This is a genomic window from Pseudoduganella sp. RAF19 (assembly GCF_052114165.1).
Classification (GTDB): Bacteria; Pseudomonadota; Gammaproteobacteria; order Burkholderiales; family Burkholderiaceae_D; genus Rugamonas.
In genome coordinates, this window is sequence record NZ_JBFREF010000003.1 from 436129 (window position 1) to 458771 (window position 22643).

18 protein-coding genes are annotated in these 22643 nt (G+C 63.5%); 9 read left to right on the forward strand and 9 right to left on the reverse strand.

The features are described from left to right. Positions 1-5 precede the first annotated feature (5 nt). On the forward strand, positions 6-401 hold the full coding sequence (locus AB4Z19_RS09890; RefSeq protein WP_442028902.1) for a hypothetical protein: 396 nt from the start codon (positions 6-8) through the stop codon (positions 399-401). A 13-nt stretch (positions 402-414) separates the two neighbouring features. On the opposite strand, the gene AB4Z19_RS09895 is transcribed toward AB4Z19_RS09890, so the two are convergent. From AB4Z19_RS09895 to argA, 3 genes are read right to left on the reverse strand one after another with little or no spacing between them, the layout of a single operon-like run. After that, entirely contained in the window at positions 415-2166 is a 1752-nt protein-coding gene (locus AB4Z19_RS09895) for a DUF885 domain-containing protein (RefSeq protein ID WP_442035165.1), read from the reverse strand. A gap of 21 nt (positions 2167-2187) precedes the next feature. Further along, on the reverse strand, positions 2188-2460 hold the full coding sequence (locus AB4Z19_RS09900) for an oxidative damage protection protein (RefSeq protein WP_442035166.1): 273 nt from the start codon (positions 2458-2460) through the stop codon (positions 2188-2190). 24 nt (positions 2461-2484) lie between these two features. Then, the gene (argA, locus tag AB4Z19_RS09905) at positions 2485-3795 is read right to left on the reverse strand and encodes an amino-acid N-acetyltransferase (RefSeq protein ID WP_442035167.1); all 1311 of its coding nucleotides are present in this window, start codon (positions 3793-3795) and stop codon (positions 2485-2487) included. 53 nt (positions 3796-3848) lie between these two features. On the opposite strand from argA, the gene hrpA reads away from it, so the two are divergent. Next, on the forward strand, positions 3849-8405 hold the full coding sequence (hrpA, locus tag AB4Z19_RS09910; protein WP_442035168.1) for an ATP-dependent RNA helicase HrpA: 4557 nt from the start codon (positions 3849-3851) through the stop codon (positions 8403-8405). A 166-nt stretch (positions 8406-8571) separates the two neighbouring features. Here hrpA and AB4Z19_RS09915 read toward each other — a convergent pair whose 3' ends face one another. The 4 genes from AB4Z19_RS09915 to AB4Z19_RS09930 all read right to left on the reverse strand — a co-directional run bounded on the left by AB4Z19_RS09915 (position 8572) and on the right by AB4Z19_RS09930 (position 12666). Continuing rightward, positions 8572-9558: a GlxA family transcriptional regulator gene (locus AB4Z19_RS09915; RefSeq protein ID WP_442035169.1), complete on the reverse strand. Its 987-nt coding sequence runs from the start codon at positions 9556-9558 to the stop codon at positions 8572-8574. A 9-nt stretch (positions 9559-9567) separates the two neighbouring features. Beyond that, on the reverse strand, positions 9568-10611 hold the full coding sequence (locus tag AB4Z19_RS09920; RefSeq protein ID WP_442035170.1) for a DJ-1/PfpI family protein: 1044 nt from the start codon (positions 10609-10611) through the stop codon (positions 9568-9570). A 90-nt stretch (positions 10612-10701) separates the two neighbouring features. Next, positions 10702-11238, reverse strand: coding sequence for a PRC-barrel domain-containing protein (locus AB4Z19_RS09925; protein ID WP_442028231.1), 537 nt, complete (start codon positions 11236-11238; stop codon positions 10702-10704). A 189-nt stretch (positions 11239-11427) separates the two neighbouring features. After that, positions 11428-12666 (reverse strand): putative Na+/H+ antiporter, encoded by a 1239-nt coding sequence (locus AB4Z19_RS09930; RefSeq protein WP_442035171.1) that lies wholly within the window; start codon positions 12664-12666, stop codon positions 11428-11430. Positions 12667-12783: 117 nt separating this feature from the next. On the opposite strand from AB4Z19_RS09930, the gene imuA reads away from it, so the two are divergent. Genes imuA through AB4Z19_RS09945 form a run of 3 tightly spaced genes read left to right on the forward strand, consistent with a single transcriptional unit; the run spans position 12784 to position 15692 of the window. Further along, the gene (gene imuA / locus AB4Z19_RS09935; protein ID WP_442027942.1) at positions 12784-13491 is read left to right on the forward strand and encodes a translesion DNA synthesis-associated protein ImuA; all 708 of its coding nucleotides are present in this window, start codon (positions 12784-12786) and stop codon (positions 13489-13491) included. Continuing rightward, complete coding sequence (locus AB4Z19_RS09940; RefSeq protein ID WP_442027941.1) at positions 13421-14884, forward strand: Y-family DNA polymerase; 1464 nt, start codon at positions 13421-13423, stop codon at positions 14882-14884. Before imuA ends, AB4Z19_RS09940 begins: the two co-directional genes overlap by 71 nt. A 49-nt stretch (positions 14885-14933) precedes the next feature. Beyond that, entirely contained in the window at positions 14934-15692 is a 759-nt protein-coding gene (locus AB4Z19_RS09945; RefSeq protein ID WP_442027940.1) for an alpha/beta hydrolase family protein, read from the forward strand. On the opposite strand, the gene AB4Z19_RS09950 is transcribed toward AB4Z19_RS09945, so the two are convergent. Both AB4Z19_RS09950 and AB4Z19_RS09955 read right to left on the reverse strand, forming a co-directional pair. Next, positions 15689-16315 (reverse strand): glutathione S-transferase family protein, encoded by a 627-nt coding sequence (locus AB4Z19_RS09950; protein WP_442027938.1) that lies wholly within the window; start codon positions 16313-16315, stop codon positions 15689-15691. The two genes, AB4Z19_RS09945 and AB4Z19_RS09950, sit on opposite strands and share 4 nt — an antisense overlap. 79 nt (positions 16316-16394) lie before the next feature. After that, positions 16395-18278, reverse strand: coding sequence for a M61 family metallopeptidase (locus AB4Z19_RS09955; RefSeq protein WP_442035172.1), 1884 nt, complete (start codon positions 18276-18278; stop codon positions 16395-16397). 191 nt (positions 18279-18469) lie between these two features. Here AB4Z19_RS09955 and AB4Z19_RS09960 point away from each other — a divergent pair, with 191 nt between their 5' ends. The 4 genes from AB4Z19_RS09960 to AB4Z19_RS09975 all read left to right on the forward strand — a co-directional run bounded on the left by AB4Z19_RS09960 (position 18470) and on the right by AB4Z19_RS09975 (position 22626). Further along, complete coding sequence (locus AB4Z19_RS09960; protein ID WP_442026664.1) at positions 18470-18925, forward strand: Hsp20 family protein; 456 nt, start codon at positions 18470-18472, stop codon at positions 18923-18925. Between the two features lie 132 nt (positions 18926-19057). After that, a complete protein-coding gene (locus AB4Z19_RS09965) occupies positions 19058-20590 on the forward strand; it encodes a DegQ family serine endoprotease (RefSeq protein WP_442035173.1) in 1533 nt (510 codons plus the stop codon). A 51-nt stretch (positions 20591-20641) separates the two neighbouring features. Next, positions 20642-21301, forward strand: a complete 660-nt coding sequence (locus AB4Z19_RS09970; protein WP_442035174.1) for a response regulator — start codon at positions 20642-20644, stop codon at positions 21299-21301. Next, a complete protein-coding gene (locus AB4Z19_RS09975; RefSeq protein WP_442026667.1) occupies positions 21298-22626 on the forward strand; it encodes an ATP-binding protein in 1329 nt (442 codons plus the stop codon). The genes AB4Z19_RS09970 and AB4Z19_RS09975 overlap by 4 nt, the downstream gene beginning before the upstream one ends. Positions 22627-22643 lie beyond the last annotated feature (17 nt).

The window sequence follows — 22643 nt, forward strand, 5'->3', positions numbered from 1 at the left end:
GGCCTATGAAACGACTCTCGCTGCTGTTGCTGTCCGCTAGTTTGCTGAGTGCCTGTTCCCACATCCCGTTCCTGAAGCAAGACGAGGTCGCGCAAGCGCCCGTCATGCGCAAGTCCGTTCAGCCTGAGTTGGCGGCGGATGGTACGCGGCGTGTCATGGTGAATGGCGTTGAAGTGCAGAAGGTCGCATTCCGTGCGGGGATTTCATCCGCGACGGTGGAACGGTTGGCGAAGGCGGAGTCGTGCCAGGGTGGTTACGGCGCAGGGCTGGTCAGCGAACCAGGCCCGGTCGAGGTGTACCGCATGGCTTGCGATAACGGCAAAGTATTCCTGGCGCGCTGCGAACTGCGCCAGTGCGCAGCGATGCCATCGGGGCAGGGCGCCCCCGGCACCGCCAAATAAATGTGTTGTGTCCCTATTTGACGAAATCGTCCATCACTGCCTTGCGCAGCAGGGCAGGTGGGACCAGGCCTTGTGACAGCACAAAGTCGTTAAACGCCTGACGATCGAACTTCTGGCGCAGGGCGACTTCGGCCGCCTCGCGCGTTTCCATCAGACGCTGGTAGCCATAGAAGTAGGACGTCGCCTGTCCGGGCGAGCGGAAGGTGTAGCGCTGCATCTCCTGCGTCGCCATCCCTTCGGACAAGCCCACATCATCCATCAGGAAGGACTTCACGCCATCCGGCGTAATCTGTCCCAGGTTGACCATCGGATCGAGGAAGGCGCGTGCGGCGCGCATGGCGCGCGCCTGCAGCGCGAACAGCTGTCCATCCAGCGGCTCGTAAGGCTGCATCTCCGCTTCCGCATACAGAGCCCAGCCTTCCACGTTCACGCTGTTGAAGGCAAACACCGCGCGGGCGGTGGAAACGCCTGTCTCCAGCATCTTCGCAAACTGCAGCTCGTGGCCGGGACGCGCCTCGTGCGCCGTAATCGACCAGGTGCCCGCCTGGTGGGTGAAATCGTCGAATGCCAGCGACTTCCCATCCGGCGACTTGACGCCCGTGGTCAGCACGAATTCGCCATACTCGCCCGTATTGCCGATCAGGCGGGGAGGGCTCATATGCGGCGCAGGGCTGGCAGCATTCTCTGCTTCGGTCGCCAGGCGGATCTTCGCTTCGCGCGCCGGCAGGGTGACGATGCGCTGCTCGCGCACGGCCGCTTCGATCTGCACCAGACGCTCCTTATACAGCGGCATGACTTCCGCTTCCGGAATCTGCTGCTTCTTCAGTTCCGCCATCACGGCGCGGTAGTCGGCATTCGGCAGCTTGCGCTGATCGGCGATCAGGCGAGCGGTGATGTTCATCTGGTTGCGGATCTCGGCGAAGGACGTCAATGCCTTCGAGATCAGCTCCTGCGGCGGGATGTCGACGCCGAACTGCTTCAGGTTGTCCGCATAGACTTCAGGCGGCAGCTTGTGGTCGGCGCGCGCCAGCGGCAGCATGTCCTTCTTCAGGTATTCGGTGTAGTCGTTGAGCTGCTGTTCCAGCGCGGCCATCGGCTTTTCCCAGCCCTTGATGTCGCTCCTGGCCAGCAGGTCTTTCATGCCCTTGATCAGGGTGGGCGAATCCTCGATGGCCTTTTGCACCTTGCCTTTGTAGGGGCCGATCAGCTTCTTGTCGGCCTTCATGCGTTCGGCGGTGCGCGCCTTGGCCAGTTCCGTCAGTGGACGGTAGCCTTTCGCGAGCCCGGCGTATTTTTCCAGGCGAACCAGCAGGTGGGCCTGGCGTTCTTTCGGAATGCGGGGATCGAGGTTCTCACGCACCACGCCGAAGATCAGGCGGGTCACGTCGGTGTAGGGGATGAAGTATTTGCGCTGCAGGGCTGCGGTATGCAGGTTATCGTTGGCGCTGGTGATCAGGATGTCGAGGTCCTGTTTGACGCGTGCATCGGTCTCGGCCTTTTCCCGCTTCTGCAACTCCGCCACGACGGCGCGCGTGTCCTTGCTGCTGGCGTCGAACTGGTCGCGCGACATGTCGACAATCTGCTCGTCCAGGCCGTCGACACCAAGGCTGCCCGCTTCTTCAGGCGCATACCTGGCCATCACGGCCAGCAGCAGTTTGGCGTTCTCGTTGGATTTGGCGACCCAGGCTTGCTCGGCGCCGAAGGAAGGGAGGGATAAGGCCAGGGCGATTGCCCCGGTTAAGACTTTGACGTTCAAACGGGGCATCGCGCTTCCTTGTGGGTGAGATTACTCTGCTGGTGGTACGTAGCCGGCTGCCTGGTCGGCGCCTTCTCCGAAGAAATGCTTTTCCATTTGCGCAGCCAGGTACTTGCGCGCGCGCACATCCGCCAGGTTCAGGCGGTTTTCGTTGACCAGCATGGTCTGGTGCTTGAGCCAGGCAGCCCAGGCTTCCTTGGACACGGATTCATAGATTTTCTTGCCCAATTCGCCAGGATATGGCGGGAAGTCGAGGCCTTCAGCTTCCTTGTTCAGTTTGATGCAATGGACGGTACGAGCCATTTTCGGAACTCCTAAAAACTGCAATTATAGTGTCTTGATCAAAACCTGGGATTTGCGCTGCCAGTTGTAGAGGCGCTGGCGGTCTTTCGGCAGGGCTTCCACGGTCGCCGGCACGAAGCCGCGCTTGATGAACCAGTGGGCGGTACGGGTGGTCAGCACGAACAGCTTGGTGATGCCCTGGGCCCGCGCCCGGTTTTCCATGTGCTTGAGGATACGCTCGCCGTCGCCCTGGGTTTGCACGTCGGGGTTGACGGTCAGGCATGCCATTTCGGCCATCTTTTCTTCCGGGAAGGCGTACAATGCGGCACAGCCGAAGATCACGCCGTCGTGCTCGATCACGGAGAACATCTCGATTTCGCGTTCGATCAGCTCGCGGCCGCGTTTCACCAGCGTACCGTCAGCTTCCAGTGGCTCGATCAGCTTGATAATACCGCCAACGTCCTCAATTGTGGCAGGACGCAGGCTTTCCAGGTTCTCGTGCGAGATCATGGTGCCCACGCCGTCGTGGGTGAACAGTTCCAGCAGGGCGGAGCCGTCCATCTCGAAGGGCACGATGTGCGCCCGGTCCACGCCGTTGTGGCAGGCCTTGATGCAGTGCTTCAGGTAGAAGGCGGTGGCGTCCGACAGGAAGCCGGCTTGCAGCACGGCTTCGGCCTGGTGCGAGGACAGTTCGGTAATCTCGACGCCGCCGGCATCCTTCATCATGTCTGTTTCGGTGATGAAGATCAGCTTGTCGGCGTGCAGGGCAATGGCGGCGGAGACGGCAACGTCTTCCATCGTCAGGTTGAAGGTTTCGCCGGTGGGCGAGAAGCCCAGCGGGGAGAGCAGCACCACACCGTCGGAACCCATGATGGAATGCAGGGTTTCCGCGTCGACCTTACGCGTGATGCCGGTCAGTTCGAAGTCCACGCCGTCGATCACGCCGACCGGACGGGCGGTGATGAAGTTGCCGGAAATGATACGGATTGCCGCATTCGACATTGGCGTATTCGGCAAACCCTGGCTGAAGGCGGCTTCGATGTCCAGGCGCAGCTCGCCGGCGGCTTCCTTGGCACATTCCATGGCGGCGGTGTCCGTGATGCGGATGCCGTTGTGGAAGCGGCCTTCAACGTTTCGCAGCGCGAGCTGCTCCGCCACTTGCGGGCGGGAGCCGTAGACGACGCAGACGTTGATGTCCAGAGCGTGCAACAAGGACAAGTCATGGGCCAGCACGGGCAGGGCGCCGGCGCTGACTAGTTCACCTGGGAAGGCGACCACGAAGGTCTTGCCACGGAAAGCGTGGATGTAAGGCGCGACGGAGCGCAGCCAGTGGACGAATTGGGTAGGGTTTTCCATTTCGCGCATTATAATTCGCTGCGCGATTTTCGCATCAAATACTGTAAAAAAAGATGGTAGAAGCAAGCAATAAGACACCTCCAGGCGGCAAAGCGTCCCCCGCGGCCTCCGGCGACACCCGCGATACCCGCGGCACCGGCGATGCCCGCCACGCCGCTGCGTCCGCGCCAGTCGGCGCCCCAGCACGCGCCCCAGGCAGCGCTGACGCCCAGCGCGGCGAGCCAGCGCGGAGCCAGCGCGGCGAGGCGGCACGCAACCAGCGCGACGAGCCAGCACGCGGCCAGCGCGGCGACACACCGCGCCCTCCGCGCCCGTCCGCCGACGCACCGAGCCAAGTCCGCAGCGGCGACGCACGTCCGCAGCGCGGCGGCGATCGCGACGCGTCTGCCGGCCAGCCGCGCGAGCAGCGCCAAGGTGGCGACGCAACGAGTCAGGCCCGTGGCGGAGACGCACGTCCGCCGCGCGGCGGCGACCGTGGCGCGTCCGCAAGCCAGCCGCGCGTGCAGCGCGAAGGTGGCGACGCGGCGGGACAGGCCCGTGGCGACGGCGCTCGGGGGGAGCGTCGGCGGGAGACGGAGGAGGAGCGCAAGGCGCGCGAGGAGGCGGCGCTGTTCCGCAATCCGCTGCCGCCAATTACCTTCCCTGAAGACCTCCCGGTGTCTGGACGGCGCGCGGAAATTGCTGAAGCGCTGCAGAATCACCAGGTGGTCATCGTCTCCGGCGAAACCGGCTCCGGCAAAACCACACAGCTGCCGAAAATCTGCCTCGAACTGGGACGCGGCCAGAAAGGCCTGATCGGCCACACGCAGCCGCGAAGAATCGCCGCCTCGTCGACCGCGAAGCGCATCGCAGTCGAACTGGGCACACCGCTCGGCGAAACCGTCGGCTTCAAGGTCCGCTTCAACGACACCCTGAGCAAAGGCGCCTCGGTCAAGCTGATGACCGACGGTATCCTGCTGGCCGAAACGCAAACCGACCCGCTGCTGAAGGCTTACGACACGATCATCATCGACGAGGCCCACGAGCGCAGCCTGAACATCGACTTCCTGCTTGGCTACCTGAAACAGATCCTGCCGCGCCGTCCGGACCTGAAAGTGATCATCACGTCCGCAACGATCGACGCCGAACGCTTCGCGAGACACTTCACGCAGGAAGGCAAACCGCCGGTGCCGGTGATTGAAGTCTCCGGCCGCCTGTACGCAGTGGAAGTCCGCTATCGTCCGGTAGAGCGCGAGCAGGTCAACGTCGGCGCGCCAACCACCGACGCGAAAGGCGCGCGTACCGCAGCAGCAAGAGAAAAGCGCGACCTGATGGACGCCATCGTCGACGGCGTCGATGAAGTCTGCCGCATTGGCAGCGGCGACGTGCTTGTGTTCCTGCCTGGCGAACGCGAAATCCGCGACGCCGCCGAAGCCTTGCGCAAGCACCATCCGCCGCACGTGGAAATCCTGCCCCTGTTCGCCCGGCTCTCGGTTGAAGAGCAGGACCGCGTCTTCCGCACCACCAACGCGCGCCGCATCGTGCTGGCGACCAACGTGGCGGAAACCTCGCTGACTGTGCCCGGTATCCGCTACGTGGTGGACGCCGGCCTGGCGCGCGTGAAGCGCTACAGCTACCGTAATAAAGTCGAGCAGCTGCAAATCGAGGCGATCGCGCAATCCGCCGCCAACCAACGCGCGGGCCGTTGCGGCCGTGTGGCCGATGGCGTGTGTATCCGCCTGTACGACGAACAGGATTTCGCGCAGCGACCGAAGTTCACCGACCCGGAAATCCTGCGCTCCTCGCTGGCTTCCGTCATCCTGCGCATGAAGTCCCTGCATCTGACCGATGTGGAGAGCTTCCCCTTCATCGAGCCACCACTGGGCCGCGCCATCGCCGACGGCTACCAGCTGCTGCAGGAACTGGGCGCCGTTGACGAAGACAACAAGCTCACGCAGCTGGGCCGCAAGCTGGCCAAGCTGCCGCTGGACCCGCGCGTTGGCCGTATGATCCTGGCCGCGCAGGAATACCACTGCCTGACCGAAGTGCTGATCGTGGCGTCAGCGCTGTCCGTGCAGGACCCGCGCGACCGTCCGATCGAGCATCAGCAAGCCGCCGATGAACAGCACAAGAAATTCGCGGATGAGAAGTCCGAATTCCTGAGCTATCTGAAAATCTGGAAATGGTTCGAGAGCGCGATTGAACACAAGAAGTCCAACCGGCAGCTGATGGACAGCTGCCGTGCGACCTTCTTGAACCAGCTGCGCCTGCGTGAATGGCGCGATGTCCATTCGCAGCTGCTGACCATCGTGAAAGAGCAGGGCTGGCGCACCAACGAGTCGCCGGCGACCTACGACCAGTTCCACATGGCCCTGCTCACCGGTCTGCTGGGCAATATCGGCTTTAAATCCGACGACGAACCGGGCGCCGGCTATCTCGGCGCACGCGGCATCCGTTTCCATGTCTGGCCGGGCTCCGCGCTGTCCAAGAAACCGGGCAAGTGGATCGTGGCGGCCGAACTGGTCGAAACCACGCGCCTGTACGCACGCTGCGTGGCGCGCATCGAGCCGGAATGGATCGAGAAGATCGGCGGACACCTGCTGAAGAAATCCTGGGGCGAGCCGCGCTGGGAAAAACGTCCCGCACAAGTCACGGCTTCCGAGCGCGCTACCTTGTACGGACTGGTGGTATATAGCCAGCGCCGCATCAACTACGGCCAGAAGAATCCGGCCGAGGCGCGCGAAATCTTCATTCGCGACGCGCTGGTTGGCGGCGATTACGATACCCGGCTGCAGTTCTTCGCTCACAACCACAAGCTGATTCGCGAGATTGAAAACCTCGAACACAAGTCGCGCCGCCAGGACGTGCTGGTGGATGATCAGCTGATCGAGGCCTTCTACGACCAGGCGATTCCGGCCGACGTGGTGAACGGCGCCGGTTTCGAAAAGTGGTACAAGGATGCGTCCCACGACGATCCCAAGCTGCTGTTCCTGAACCGCGAAGACCTGATGCGCCACGAGGCCGCAGGTGTCACCACAGACCTGTTCCCGAAGAAGATGATGACGGGCGGTCTGGAAATGCAGCTTAGTTATCACTTTGAGCCGGGCAGCGTGCGTGATGGCGTTACGTTGACCGTGCCGCTGTATGCGCTGAACCAGATCTCGCGCGAGCGCTGCGAGTGGCTGGTGCCGGGCATGCTGAAGGAGAAGGTGCATCTGCTGCTGAAAACTCTGCCGCAAAAGCAGCGCCGCCATATGGTGCCGCTGCCGGATTACGCGGCCAGGTTTGTCGAGCGTACGGAGTTCGGACGCGGTGACCTGGTTGATGCGATCATCGCTGACATCCGCAAGCAGATTACGATCACGGTGCTGACCACGGACTTCAAGCCGGAGCAGCTGCCGGCTCACCACTTCATGAACTTCAAGATCGTGGACGAGCATGGACGCCAGCTGGATATGGGGCGCAATCTCGCCACCTTGCAGGCCGAGTACGGCGTGCAGGCGCGCCAGAGCTTCCAGAAGATGGCCGAAGGCGGCGGCAATGCTGCCACGCCCGCGCAGCTCGCACAACTGGCTGGACGTGGCCTTGGCCCCGCGCCGGGTGCGGGAGGTGCAGCCAGCGGCGCGGCCAAGCCCACGCACGGCGGCATCGCGGCCGACGCGGCGCGCGGTGCGGCGGGGGCGGGCGGCCGAGGCGGCCCGGATGCACGCGGTGCGTCAGGCGGCGGAGGCAGTGCTGGCGCTGGTGGGGCAGGCGCGTCGGGCGCTGCCGCGCCGTCCGCGCATACCAACATCACCACCTGGAGCTTCGGCGAGCTGCCCGAGCTGCTGGAAATCCAGCAAGGCAAGCTAAGCCTGATCGGCTTCCCCGCCTTGGTGGACAAGGGCTCGCACTGTGATCTGGAAGTCTTCGACGATCCGAACGTCGCTGCGCGCACCCATCGTATCGGCCTGCGCCGCCTGTTCGCGCTGCAGATGAAGGACCAGATCAAGTTTGTGGAGAAATCGATCCCGAACCTGCAGCAGATGGGTATGCAGTTCATGTCCATGGGCACGCAGGAAGAGCTGCGCGACCAGATCATCGCCAAAGCGCTGGACATCGCCTGCCTGCAGGACCCGCTGCCGAGCGACGAGGCGAGCTTCATCAAGCGCAAGGACGAAGGCAAATCGCGTCTGGTACTGCTGGTGAACGAAATTGCACGCCTGGTGTCGCAAGTGCTGACCGAGTACCACGGCCTGCCGAAGCGCCTGCAGGGCGTCAATCCGCAAGCCGCGCAGGACATGCAACAGCAGCTGCAAGGCCTGGTGCACAAGCGCTTCCTGATCGAAAACGAGTTCACGCAGCTGTCGCATTTCCCGCGCTATCTGAAGGCGATGAATGTGCGTATCGAAAAGTTGCGCGCGGATTCGGCACGCGATCAGAAGGCGATGGCGGAATGGCATATCGCCGCCCAGCCTTACCTGCGCGTGGCGCGCGACAAATCGGCCGGCAAGAACACCGATCCGAAACTGGTGGAATACCGCTGGATGCTGGAGGAGCTGCGCGTGTCCCTGTTCGCACAGGAACTGCGCACGCCGATGCCGGTGTCGGTCAAGCGCCTGATGAAAGTCTGGGAGTCGATGCAGCGTTGAGGTCCGGCGGATCAATGATCCGCCCTACCGCGGCGATAACGCGGAGCGTCGTAGTCCCGGCGGATCAATGATCCGCCCTACCGGGGCGATTACGCGGAGCGTCGTAGTCCCGGCGGATCAATGATCAGCCCTACCGGGGCGATAACGCGGAGCGTCGTAGGGCGGATCATTGATCCGCCGCCGCGAAGCGCTTCCGGTAGTCGCCCGGCGTAACGCCCAACTGCCGCAGAAACACCCGGCGCAAATTCTGCTCCTCGCCATATCCTGCCTGCGCCGCGATCGTCTTCACAGGCAGGCTGCTTTCCTCCAGCGCCCGCCGCGCCGCCTCAAGCCGCATCTGCTCCACAGTGCGCGCCGGCGTGCATCCCATCTGGCTCGTGTAAGCCCGCGCGAATGTGCGTGGACTCATGCCGGCCTGCTCGGCCAGCCGCTCCACGCGCAAGTCCTCGTGCAGGTTCATGGCAATCCACGCATGCAGATCCGCAAAGCCGCCGCTCGCGCGCGCCTGCGCGGCCAGCGGCACGCTGAATTGCGACTGGCCGCCGGAACGTTTCATGAAGACCACCATCTGCCGCGCAGTTTCGATAGCCACGCGATGGCCGTAGTCCTCATTGATCAAGGCCAGCGCCAGGTCGATGCCTGCGCTGACGCCAGCCGAAGTCCACACATGTCCATCGCGGACATAAATTTTGTCCGCATCGATTGCCACCGCTGGATGCCGGCCCCGCAGCCGTTCCACCCATTCCCAATGCGTGGCCGCACGCCGGCCATCCAGCTGGCCCGCTGCCGCCAGCAGGAACGCGCCAGTGCAGACGGAGCACAAGCGCCGCACGGAGGCCGCGCGCGCCTGCACGAAAGCCACCAGCTCCGGCGGCGCGTCATATTCGTCGCCCGCGCAGCCACCGGGAGCGATCAGTGTGTCGATGGGGGTGTCGGCCAGATCGGCGATGGACGTGGTCATGATCGCCAGCCCGGCGCTGGTGGTCACGAGTCCACCGTGAGCGGAAGCGATGATGGTTTCGTACAGCGGCGGGGCGCCATCCGAGTGGCGGCGGGCAGCACTGGCGAAGGCTTGCAGCGGACCGGAAAGGTCCAGCAGATTCATTTGCTCGTGGGCGAGCAGGACGATACGGCAGGGGCGGTCTGGCGGCATATCGCCATCTTACCTCGGCGCGTAATCCGGATATTCAAATTCCAGCGCCAGGCGTTGCGCGGTGCGCGAACCATAATCGTCGGCGATACGGCCGAGTACTTTGCTCCACATCAGCGCAGGTGGCGTGCTGTCCAGGGCCGGCAGCATTTGCACGGGAGCGTCGGCGGTACCGGCCACGCGCTCCGGCAGAATGGTCAGGCCATAGAGCGTATGTAGCGGCTCGTCGGAGGCGGCGACCGTAACCGGCACGGCGCGCTTGGCGCGCTGGTAGGCGTCGGCAGTGATGGCCAGCGCGATTTCATCCACGCCTTGCGCGACCGGCACGCCAATCTCGCGCTGCGAATGGAACCAGGGATCGGTGTACCACGTCATCCAGACGGTCAGATTGCCAAGGTGCGGGCCGAAGACGGTGCTGTCGTGTTCCGTGCCCCATCCGCTCACGCCAATGTCGTTCGCCACAGCGCGCGCACGTTCGCTGCCCGCAATCGTTTCAACCAGGGCCAGCGAAGTGGGAATGGCGGCGCTGATGCCCACACTGGTAATGACTTTGCCGTCCGCCACGTAGCGCGCGTTGGCAAGCCAGGTGGTGTCAGGATAGTGTTCTTCGCGGTAACCGCGCGTGGCCCAGTGTGCAGTGGCTTGATGGCCTTTCAGCACGCCTGCGTTGGCGAGCACCAGCGCGCCGTCGCAGATGCTGATGAGCGTGGCGCCATGTGCGGCTTGCGTCTTCAGCCAGTCGGCCAGCGTAGGGTCTTTGAAGTCGTGCATGGCGGGCACGATCACGTAGTTGGCGCCTGCTGGATACTTCCGGTCGAATTCGGCGAGGCTGGCATCAGGCTGCACGCGCGGGCCGGCGCTCATGCGGATCGGGCCTTCGTGTACCGACGCTGTCAGCACGTCGGCAACATCGGCGCGCTTAAGCACGCCATACGGCAGCATGAAGTCGCTGATCTCGGTATGCTCGTTGGAGCCGACAATGACGATGAGGGGACGCTCGGCCGCCTGGCTTACGGCTGCGAAGAGGAGGGCGGCAAACAGGATCAGTAGGCGCATGATGAAATCGGCTGAAGAAGATCAGCCGATTATTCGCGCGTCGCCGCCAGGCAGCAATGACATTAAACAGTCAATTGCTGCCACGTGGGATCAATAGTTGCCTTTGTTGCCGCCGACGATGTCATCGTCCCGGGTCGAGCCGCTGTAGCTGCCGCTCGATCCGCTTTGCATGGTGCCGGTACCCGAGCCCATCACGCTGCCAGTGGAGGTGCGAGCGCCTGGCATGGCTTGCTGGGTGCCGTAGAAATCGTGGATCTGCGTGCTGAATTCGGCGCTTGCCATGTCAGGCCAGCGGTCCTTGTCGAAGCCTGGAGCGTTCTCCAGTTTTTCTTTAGCGCAGTCGAGGACGAAGCGCTTGTTGGCGGTGTCCAGTTGCAGCGCTTGCCATGGCACGGCAAACAGCTTGTTGCCCATGCCCAGCACGCCGCCGAAGGACAGCACTGCATAGGCGATCTGGCCGGTCTGCATGTCGAGCATGATTTCCTTGATGTCGCCGAGGTCTTCGTCCTGGCGGTTGTAGACGTCCTCGCCCATCAATGTGTCGGCGCCCATCAGGCGCGGGCCGGGACCGTCGTTGTCAGTACGGTCGCGGTAGATACCATATGGATCGCGGTCTAGATAGCTCATTCTCATCTCCTGATGTAGTGTCGTGAAAGAGCCGCTCCTTTGCGGAACGGGATGAGAATCAGAATAGCGCAAGCAGAATTTTCGCGTCCTTGCAGGGATTCAATAGTGTGCGCTTAGCACGCTTGCTCGCGAGACGCTTGCGATAGCGCTTAATGAGAGCGCCATGCCGGTCTTCGTTTGCGCACACGATTAAAAGAAGAAGGCGAGGGCGGCGGTGACGGTGGGGGCGGCGGCCCCGAGTAGCAGACCGAAGGCACTGATGGATTGGTCGCGGAAGCCGGCGCGCAGGAGCGAGACGCCGGCCGGGTTGGGAGCGTTGGCGATGACGGTCAGGCCGCCGCCGGCAACGGCGCCTGCCACGAGCATGTATTGCGCCTGCGGCGTGATGCCGTCGATCAAGGAGCCGAGGTAGGTCAGGGCCGCGTTGTCGGTGATGGCGGTCAGTCCCAGTGCGCCGAAGAACAGCGCCACGGGCTGTAACTGAGAGACGATGGGCTGCAGCCACCATTGCTGCATGCCGCCGAGCACGACGAGTCCCGCGAGAAAGAAGCCCACCAGTAAAGCCTCTTTCACGATCAATGGCGACTGGAAGCGCTGGTAAGCCTGCGCGTAACCGAGGAAGAACAGGAACACGCCCAGGAACAGCACCGGATGATGCGCCAGCAGCACCACGGCCGCGAGGAAGGCGAGATGAATCGCGCAGACGAACAAGGGCACGGCTGCGGCATCAGCCGCCGCGCGCGGTGGCTCGGCAACCAGGTGGCGTCGCATCAGCAGCGTCACCACAGTCGCGTTGACGAATACCGCCAGCGCCGCCTTCCATCCGAACTGAGCGGCCATGAATGCGCTATCCCATTGCCAGGTGCCGGCAACCATCAGCACCGGCGGCGCAGCGTAGGAAGTCAGCGTGCCGCCGATCGACACGTTGACGAACAGCACGCCCAGCGCCCCATACTTGAGCCATTCCGGCATCGGATCGCGAAACACCAGCGGCGCCAGCATCAGCGCAGCAATCGTCATCGCGGCAGGCTCGGTGATCAGCGAGCCGGTCAGCGGTACGACGGACAAGCCCAGCCAGGCCAGCATGACTTCGCTACGTCCCGGCGCCAGACGCGCAATCGTGGCCAGCACGCGCTGCACAAACTCCAGCACAGGACGCGACGCGGCCACTACCATTACCACGAACACGAATAGCGGCTCCGTGTACTGCTGAGTCTCCGCATAGGCAATCGCATTCTGCGGTCCCGCCACGAAAGCCATCACCACCACCAGCACGAACGCCCAGAAGCCGAACACCACTTCCACTTCGCCGAGCAGGTGGAACAGCCCGTGATGGCGCGGGTAGCGGTGCGCCAATTTCTCGAAAGACTTGGCGCTGAAAGTGTGCAGCAGGGCGATGGCAAAGAGAACTGCGCCGATGGTTTCCATAGCGTTCGGTAAAAAGGCAATGTTGGCGATTTTACCAGCCTGATGCGCAGGTAAACCTTGCCAAAATCCCGTGCAGATTGTACTGTATATGCATACAGTTATTTGCTTTCGAATTCCATGGCCCGCTCTGATCCGATCAAAGCGCCGGAAGCCTTGCATCCTTCGCTATGGTTTGCATCGCAACTGGCGCAAAGCACGACCCGGTGCGTCGACACCGGGTATGCCGCGCTGTCGGCCCAGCTGCCCGGTGGGGGCTGGCCGACCGGCACGCTGATTGAGTTGCTGTTGCAGCAGAACGGCATCGGCGAGATGCGCTTGCTGCATCCGGCGCTGGCGGGCCTGACGCGTCCGATTGTCATGCTGCAGCCGCCGCAAGTGCCGCAGGTGCTGGGCTTGTCCGCGCTGGGCTTGCAGCCTTCGCAGCTGGTGTGGGTGAAGAACACCGGCCGCGCGGCCGATGGGCAATGGGCGGCCGAGCAAGCGCTGCGCAGCGGTTGTTGCGGCGCGGTGCTGCTGTGGGACAAGCATGTGCGCGGCGAATCCTTGCGCCGCCTGCACATGGCAGCCCAGAGCAGCGACACCTTGTTCTGCATGATGCGTCCGATCCAGGAAGCGCAAGACTCGTCGCCGGCGCCATTGCGGCTGGCGGTGCGCGGCGCATCGGGCGGCGTGCAGATTGACTTTATCAAACGGCGGGGACCGCGGCGCGATGAACCGCTCTTCCTCCCATTAATGCCTTCTACCTTGTTGCGTCATGCGTTTATGGATCAGCCTGCATCTACCCCAGCTTCCGCTGGAGATATTCTGCCCGCGGTGGTCGGATGACCAGTGCAGCGTGGTGCTGGAGCAGGATGGGGTTATAGCTTTATCCAGCCTGGCGCACGCCTGCGGGGTGCGTCCGGGCATGCGGCGCGGCGGCGTGATGATGATGGCGCCGCATGCGGAATTGCACGAACGCGCGCCGTTGAAGGAAACGGACGCTCTGCATGCGGTGGCGATGGCCATGCTGCAGTTCACGCCCAATGTGGCAGAAGGTGAAGAAGCATCGTTGCTGCTGGATATCGGCGCCAGCTTGCGCCTGTTCGGCGGCATTCGCAAGCTGTGCCGGCGTGTGCTGGCCAGCCTGCATGCGCTCGGCTTCAGCGCTCACCTTGGTGTGGCGCCCACCGCGCGCGGCGCCTGGCTGCTGGCACACAGCGGCGGCGGTCGTTCTTTAACAATGAAGAGCCTGATGCGCAGGCTGGACGGCTTACCGGCCGGGCTGATGCCGCCCGTGCGTCCTTTCCTGCCGTGGCTGCAGGGCATCGGCTGCCAGACGCTGGGCGAGCTGTACAGCTTGCCGCGTCCCGGCCTGAAGCGGCGGTGCGGTGCAGCGGTGCTGGCCATGCTGGATGCAGCGCATGGCACCACGCCGGAAATGTTCGAGTGGATCGAGGCGCCGCCCAGCTTTACCGCCAAGCTGGAATTGTTTGGCCGCATCGAGAATGCCGACCTGCTGCTGGCGGGCGCTTGCCGCTTGCTGCAGCAGCTGACGGGCTGGCTGTGCGCGCGCCAGTTTGCTGTCGAGGGCATCTGCCTGAAACTGGAGCACGAGCGCGGGCGGCAAGCGCGTCCGCCAACGCCCATCGAGGTTGCGCTGTCGGAGCCGACCTGGCGCGACGAGCATCTGGTGCGTCTGCTGAAAGAGCGTCTGGGCAAGGTGGAGCTGGTGGCGCCGGTGATTGGCCTCAGCCTGGAAGCGACCAAGGTCGAGCCGATGGCGCCGCTCAGCGATTCGCTGTTCCCGGAACCGGGCGGCAGCAAGGAAGACCGGCAGCGCCTGTTCGAAGTGCTGATTGCCCGGCTGGGCACGGACAATGTACTGCAGCCTTCGCCACGCGCCGACTTCCGTCCGGAGTACGCCAACAACTGGGTGCCGGTGCAGCTCAAGCTGCGCGCAGCGGACGTGAAGGCGCAGATGCCGCCGCGTCCCTTGCCGCGTCCCGTGTGGCTGCTGCCGAAACCAATCGCTTTGATGATGCGCGATCACCGGCCGTTCTACACCTCATCGCTGCGCGTGGTAACGCCGGCCGAGCGCATCGAAGCAGGGTGGTGGAGCGATACGCAAACGCGGGATTATTTCATCGCGGAAGGCGACGATAACGCGCATTACTGGGTGTTCCGCGAACGCCTCGGCGGCGATGAGCAGCGCTGGTATTTGCATGGCTTGTTCGGGTAAGCAGGGCGCAACTGTGGTACAAATAGGCAAAATATTTCCGGAGCCAAGCATGCGCGCTGAACGACTGGATTTTACGGGTGCAACTGGACAAAAGCTGGCCGCCCGCCTCGACTCTCCCGAAACCGCCGTCAAGGCTTACGCCCTGTTCGCCCATTGCTTCACCTGCGGCAAGGACGTGTTTGCCGCCAGCCGCATCGCGCAGGCCCTGACCGAGCATGGCATCGCGGTGCTGCGCTTCGACTTCACGGGACTGGGTGCCAGCGAAGGCGAATTCGCCAACACCAATTTCTCGTCCAATATCGCCGACCTGCTGGCCGCTGTCGACTTCCTGCGCCAGACGCGCGCCGCGCCGCGTCTCCTGATCGGCCACAGCCTCGGCGGTGCGGCCACATTGGCGGTGGCGGGCGAGGTGCCGGAGGCGCAGGCCGTGGTGACGGTCGCGGCGCCCAGCGATCCGGCCCACGTCACGCATCTGTTTGGCGAGCAGGTCGATGCCATCACGGCGCAAGGCGAGGCCGTGGTGCAGCTGGCGGGCCGTCCTTTCCGCATCAAGCGCCAGTTCCTGGAAGACGTGGCGGAACACAGCCTGCGCAACAAGATCGCCTCCTTGCGCAAGGCCCTGATGGTGATGCATGCGCCGGGCGACACCACAGTCGGCATCAATAACGCCGTGGATATTTTCACGGCGGCCAAACATCCGAAGAGCTTCATCTCGCTGGACACGGCAGACCACCTCCTCACCAAACGCGAAGATGCCGTCTACGTGGCCAATCTGATCGCCGCCTGGAGCAGCCGCTACCTCGTCTAGGAAGGCTTCCAGGCCATGCCGCGCTGCACGGCTGGACGGTTGCCCACGCGATCCAGCCAGCCTTTCAGCGCAGGCTTGTTGGCGATCATCGATGCGGCCGCCTCAGCCTGGTGCTCGATGACCGCGTGGGTCCAGGTATAGGTGGCGATGTCGGCAATGGAATAGGCCTCGCCGGCCAGATAAGGCCCTTTGCCGAGTCCGCGTTCCAGCACGTCCAGCAGGCGCTGCACCTCTGCCGTGAAGTGCTCTTTCGCCAGCGCATCGTCCTTTTTCATGAAGAAGCCCAGCTGGCCGGCCATCGGGCCGAGGCCGCCAATCTGCCAGTACAGCCATTCCAGCGCGCGGTAGCGCGTGTGGCCGGACTCGGCCAGCAGGCGTCCATTGGACTCGGCCAGGTAAGTCAGGATGGCACCGCTTTCGAATAGTGAGAGAGGCCCGCCCTTTGCCCCGTCGTCGGTCATGGCGGGGATTTTATTGTTGGGGGATATGGCCAGGAATTCCGGCTTGAATTGTGCGCCGGCTTTGATGTCAACTGGATGCACCTGGTAAGGGATGTCCAGTTCTTCCAGCATGATGATGGGCTTGCGGCCGTTGGGCGTGCCCCAGGTGTAAAGGGTAATCATTGGCGCCTCCGTGCAGTTTGCGACCACTGTAGCGGGAGGCGGAGAAGGCGGGCGCACCGGAGCGCCCGCCGTTGTTGGCTTACTTCAGCGGCGACAGCAGGATTTCCAGACGGTCTTTGGTGCCTTCGATGCGCTCCAGGCGCGGATAACGCAGGCCGCCGTAATAGGCCAGCGACACCGTGCGGTACTGCTGGCCATGCTTCACCAGCAGGTCGATCGGCTTCTTGCTGTCCTTGGCCGCGGTCACCGCCGCACGCAGCAGCTCCGGCTTGTAGGCACGGCCGTTGACGGCCAGCAGGGTGGTGTTGCCCGACAGGCCAGCCTTGAAGCCGGCGCCATCCCACTGGATGCTTTCGATCTTGCCTTCGCTGCCGACGTTGAAGCCCAGCGAGTAGATGAAGTCGGCGGACTTGCTGCGGTCTTCCACACTCTTCAGGTACTCGGTTTGCTTGTCGGTGAACACCAGTTTCCAGCCGGCGCGCGCCAGACCGTCCAGCGGGGCAGGCCCCAGCTCTTCCACGCGGGTGTGCAGGAAGCTTGCCCAGTCATACGGCTGGATGCTGTTCAGGGTCTTCACCACATCGTCGAAGGTGTAGTGCAGGGCGGTGTTCATGCCGTCCTTCACGCCGTAGAACTTGCGGGCGAAGTCATCCAGGGACAGCTTGTCGCCGGACATTTCGCGCAGCTTGGTATCCACGTCCAGCCAGATCAGGGCGCCTTCATTGTAGTAGTCCTCGCTGCGCTGATAGCTGGACCAGCCCAGCGGGCGGCGCGAGTTGATGATCGGATCGTAGGTGGTGTCCTGCACCGTACGCCATTCGCGGCCCGCGATCGAGCTGTAGCGCGCAGCGTTGACGGCGATCTGGTCGCGCACGCTGGCGCTCTTCTGCAGACCCGAGCGGGCGGACAGCACCTGGCCCCAGAACTGGGTCTGGCCTTCGTACACCCACAGCAGATCGTTCTGCAGCGGCGTATTGAAGTCCGGTACGTCCTGGCCGGCAGGGCGGCGGAACTTGCCGTCCCACGAGTGCGTAAATTCATGCGGCAGCAGGCCGCGCATGGATTCGGCCTTGTTCCAGTCGGTGAAGTAGTCGAGCTTGACGCCGTTCTCGCTGGACTGATGGTGTTCGCGGCCCACGCCGCCGAACTCATCGCTCAGCGCGAACAGGAAGTCATAGTGCTTGTAGTGCTGGGACTGGAACAGCTTGTAGGCTTGCTTGATCAGATTGCGGTGCAGTTCGAGCTGTTCCGGCTTGGCTTCCACCGCTTCGGCGGTGTCGGCCACCACGTTCATGTGGACCGGGATCTTGGCGCCCGGATCGAGGTCGTAGCGCTTGAAGTAGTGGCCTGCAAACAGCGGCGAGTCGACGAAGGTTTCCAGGTCGGTGGTCTTGAAGACGAGATCATCGCCCTTGCGTTCATCCAGTTCCAGCGCGCTGCCGTACTGCCAGCCTTGCGGCACGGTCACGGTGGCCTGGATCGGGATGCGGCGGGTATAGTAGCCCGCCGGGTACATGGTCACGGCGTGCCACTGGATGCCCAGAATTTCCGGCGTCATGGTGGTGCGGCCCTGGTTGGCTTCGGTCGGCGACAGGAACTGGTATTCGAGGTCCAGCGTCCTGGTGCCAGCCGGTACCTCGACGTGGAAGGCGAACACGTTCACGTTATCGCGATGCCAGGTGACGGGCTTGCCGTTGGCCGAAATCTTCAGGCCGGCGAACTGGTTGATCGGGCTGCTCGGGCCGTGGTTGGCGGGCACCCATTGCGGGTAGAGCAGGGTCATCTTGCCCGGCTTGGCCGGAATGCTTTCCTTGACGCGGAAGATGTTTTGCACGGTGTCGGACGCGTCCACCTTCAGCACCAGGGTGCCGGGGTAGTTCTGGTCGACAGGAGCAGGCAGCGGGGAACCGGCATGAGCGCTGAAGGCGGCGCCCATCAGCATTGACAGCAAGGCAAGTTTCATTTTGATTCTGTAAAGAAAGTACAAGCGGGCGAGTTTAGCACGCGAGGCAGGGCGGCTTGTTTCAGAACGTAACACCAGGATTTTGCAAAAAAACCTCTTGAAAAGCTTTTTAGCGATTCCTATATCGGACTCAGCGGTTGCCCAGATGGGGACCGTTGGACATATCGCTTAATCTGAAAAGGATATCTATCATGCGTACTTTTGACCTGACTCCGCTGTACCGTTCTGCTATCGGTTTCGACCGCCTGGCCCAGCTGCTGAATGACGCCGCCCGCGGTGACGCCACCCCCAGCTACCCTCCTTACAATATCGAGCTGGTTTCCGAAGACCAGTACCGTATCGTGATGGCCCTGGCCGGCTTCGATCGTTCCGAAATCGACATCACCTTCGAGCGCGATTCGCTGCACGTGGTGGGCCGCAAGCAGCGCGACGGCGTCGAGCGTACTTACCTGCACCGCGGCATCGCCGCCCGTGATTTCGAACAGCGCTTCCAGCTGGCGAACCATGTGAAGGTGATCGGCGCTTCCTTCGACAACGGCATGCTCACCATCGAACTGGTGCGTGAAGTGCCGGAAGCCCTGAAACCGCGCAAAATCGCTATCGATGGCGTGACCAATGTGGGCACCCTCGAGCAGAAAGCGGCTTAATCACGCTTAAGGCGGGCTTATAGCCTGCCCATATTAAAAGGTCGGCAATGCCGGCCTTTTTTTATTAAGACGAGCCTAAGATTGCTCCCGCATATTGATGCCATCGACAGATCTTTATTGGGAGTCCTGAAAATGAGCAAAACCGTCACCGCTTCGATGACCGTAAAACGGGTAGTTGCGGCACTGGCCGCCGTTGGCGTGCTGGGTGCCGGTGCTGCGATTGCAGTACAAAAGAGCAACGCCGCACCTAATCCCCAGGTAGTCGGCCAGGCCGCCCCGGGCGTGCCGGCCAACGCCGCCGCCGGCGCACCGGCGCCAACCCCGGCGCCGATGATCGCGCTGCCTGACTTCAGCGTGATCGTGCAGCACAATGGCCCAGCCGTGGTGAACATCAGCGTCGTGGGCAGCACCAAGACCTCGTTCCAGAGCCAGGGCCAGGGTGAACGCGGCGAACCGTTTGGCGATGATCCCTTCCTCGAATTCTTCCGCCGCTTCCAGGGGCCGCAAGGCCAGGGCCGCACGCGCGACGTGCCGACCCATGGCGTGGGTTCGGGCTTTATCGTGAGCGCCGACGGCATCATCCTGACCAACGCCCACGTGGTGCGCGATGCGCAGGAAGTGACCGTGAAGCTGACCGACCGCCGCGAATTCCGCGCCAAGGTGCTGGGCTCCGATCCGAAGACCGACGTGGCCGTGCTGAAGATCGACGCGAAGAACCTGCCGGTAGTGCCGCTGGGCCGCTCGAACGATGTGAAAGTCGGCGAATGGGTGCTGGCAATCGGCTCGCCTTTCGGTCTTGAAAACACCGTGACCGCCGGTGTGGTGAGCGCCAAGGGCCGCTCGCTGCCGGACGATTCGAACGTGCCGTTCATCCAGACCGACGTGGCGATCAACCCCGGCAACTCCGGCGGTCCGCTGTTCAACACGCGCGGCGAAGTGGTGGGCATCAACTCGCAGATCTACAGCCAGAGCGGCGGCTACCAAGGCCTATCGTTCGCCATTCCGATCGACGTGGCAACCAAGATCCGCGACCAGATCGTGAAGACCGGTAAAGTTGTGCACGCCCGCCTCGGCGTGACCGTGCAGGAGATTGGCCAGGACTTCGCCGATTCCTTCAAGCTGGCAACGCCGGAAGGCGCGCTGGTAGCGAACGTGGAGCGTGGCGGTCCTGCCGAGAAGATCGGCCTGAAAGCCGGCGACGTAATCCGCGCCATGAACGGCCAGAAGATCATCCAGTCGGGCGACCTGCCGGCGATGGTGGCGCTGGCGGCGCCAGGCGACAAGATCTCGCTGGAAGTGTGGCGCCAGGGTAAAACCGTGACCCTGGACGGCAAACTGGGCAACGCCAGCGACCGCAGCAACCTGGCTTCGGCTCAGGATGAGCAAGGTCCGTCGGCCAGGATGCGCCTGGGTCTGGCCCTGCGTCCGCTGGACCCGCAAGAGAAGCGGCAAGTGGGCCTGCCTTCCGGCCTGCTGATCGAGGATGCGCGCGGCGCGGCCGCCAGCGCTGGCGTACAGCCGGGTGATGTGCTGCTGTCCGTCAACGGCCGCCCGGTCAATTCGATCGGCGACGTGCGCGATGTGGTCAGCAAGTCCGACAAGTCGGTGGCGCTGCTGATCCTGCGTGGCGACGAGCGTATCTTCATTCCGGTGCGCCTCGGATAAAATGGCGATGGCGTCCGCAATCTCGCGGACGCCACGATTGAAAGGACCAGAATGCGCCTCCTGCTTGTAGAAGATGACACCATGATCGGCGAAGTCGTGCTCGACCTGCTGAGGGCTGAGCATTACGCCGTGGACTGGGTCAAGGATGGCGACATGGCGGACACCGCCCTGCAAACCCAGACCTACGACCTGGTCCTGCTCGACCTTGGTTTGCCGCGCAAGGACGGCCTGGAAGTGCTGCGCTCCATGCGCGCCCGCAAGGAAATCACGCCCGTGCTGGTCGCCACCGCGCGCGACGCCGTCGAGCAGCGTATTGCCGGCCTCGATGCCGGCGCCGACGACTATGTGCTGAAGCCCTACGACCTCGATGAGCTGCTGGCCCGCATCCGCGCGCTGTTGCGGCGGGCCGCCGGCCGTGCCGAACCGGTGTTCGAACACAAGGGCGTCACCATCAATCCCCAGACCCGCGAAGTGATGGCCAACGGCCAGGCGGTCAGTCTGTCGGCCCGCGAATGGGCCGTGCTCGAAGCGCTGATCGCCCGCCCCGGCATCGTGCTGTCGCGCGCCCAGCTGGAAGAAAAGCTCTACAGCTGGAAAGATGAAGTCAACAGCAATGCGGTGGAAGTGTATATCCACGGCTTGCGCAAAAAGCTGGGGGCCGACCTGATCCAGAACGTGCGCGGCCTCGGCTACATGGTGCCGAAAGCATGAGGGTTGTCCCGAAGGTCAACGTCTCCCACTCCCTGCGCGGCCGTCTGCTGTGGTTCCTGCTGGCGGCCATCACGATGGCGGCCGTGGCCCAGGCCATGATCGCCTACAGCAGCGCCCTCAACGACGCTGACCAGATCTTCGACTACCACATGCAGCAGATGGCCATGTCGCTGCGTTCGAGCGCACCGATGGCCGCTACCGGCAATCCGGGCGCCGAGGACGATGGCAACGACGACATGCTGGTGCAGGTGTGGACGCGCGACGGCATCCAGGTGTTCCGCTCCATGTCCCGCGCCGAGCTGCCCCAGCGCGCCGTGCTGGGATTTTCCAATGTGCGCGCCAATGGCACCACCTACCGCGTCTTCTCTATCCAAAGTTCAGGCCAGATCGTGCAGATCGCGCAGGACATGCGCGTGCGCCAGCGTATGGCTGGCACGCTGGCCTTGCGTACCGTCGGCCCGATCGCGCTGATGGCGCCGGTGCTGATGCTGGTCGTGTGGTGGGTGGTCAGCGGCTCGCTGGCGCCGGTACAGCGCGTGCGGCGCCAGGTAGCGTCGCGCCAGGCGGACGATCTTTCGCCCGTATCTGAAGGCGACCTGCCCGATGAAGTGCGTCCGCTGGTGCAGGAGCTGAACCTGCTATTCGGCCGCGTGCGCACTGCCTTCGAAGCGCAACAGCATTTCGTGGCCGATGCTGCGCACGAGCTGCGCACGCCGCTGGCCGCGCTCAAGCTGCAAATTCTGAGTCTCGAACGTGCGGCCGATGAACATGCCCGCGCGATTGCCGTTGGCCGCCTGACGGCGGGTATCGACCGCGCCTCGCGCCTGATCGAGCAGTTGCTGGTGCTGGCGCGCCAGGAAGCGGCGGACGCCAGGCTGGAGCCGATCAATCTGACCGACCTGGCCAAGCGCACCTTGGGCGATATGGCCGGGGCGGCGGGCGCGCGCGACATCGACCTCGGACTTGAGCATGCCGACGAAGCGAGCGTGAAAGGGCAGGGCGATGCCTTGCTGATCATGGTGCGCAACCTGGTCGACAACGCCATCAAATACACGCCGACCGGCGGCACCGTCGATCTCTCCGTCCTGCGCGACGAAAAACAGGCGCGCGTGGTGGTGGAAGACAGCGGCCCCGGCATCGCACCGGAAGAACGCGAGCGCGTGTTCAACCGCTTCTACCGTGTGCCGGGCAGCGAAGCCAATGGCAGCGGCCTTGGCCTGGCTATCATCCGCGCCATCGCGGAACGCCACGGCGCCACGCTGGCGCTGGATCAATCGGAACGCCTCGGGGGCCTCAAAGTGACGGTAAGCTTCCCTGCAAGCTAGAATGTCGTTTTCGACAC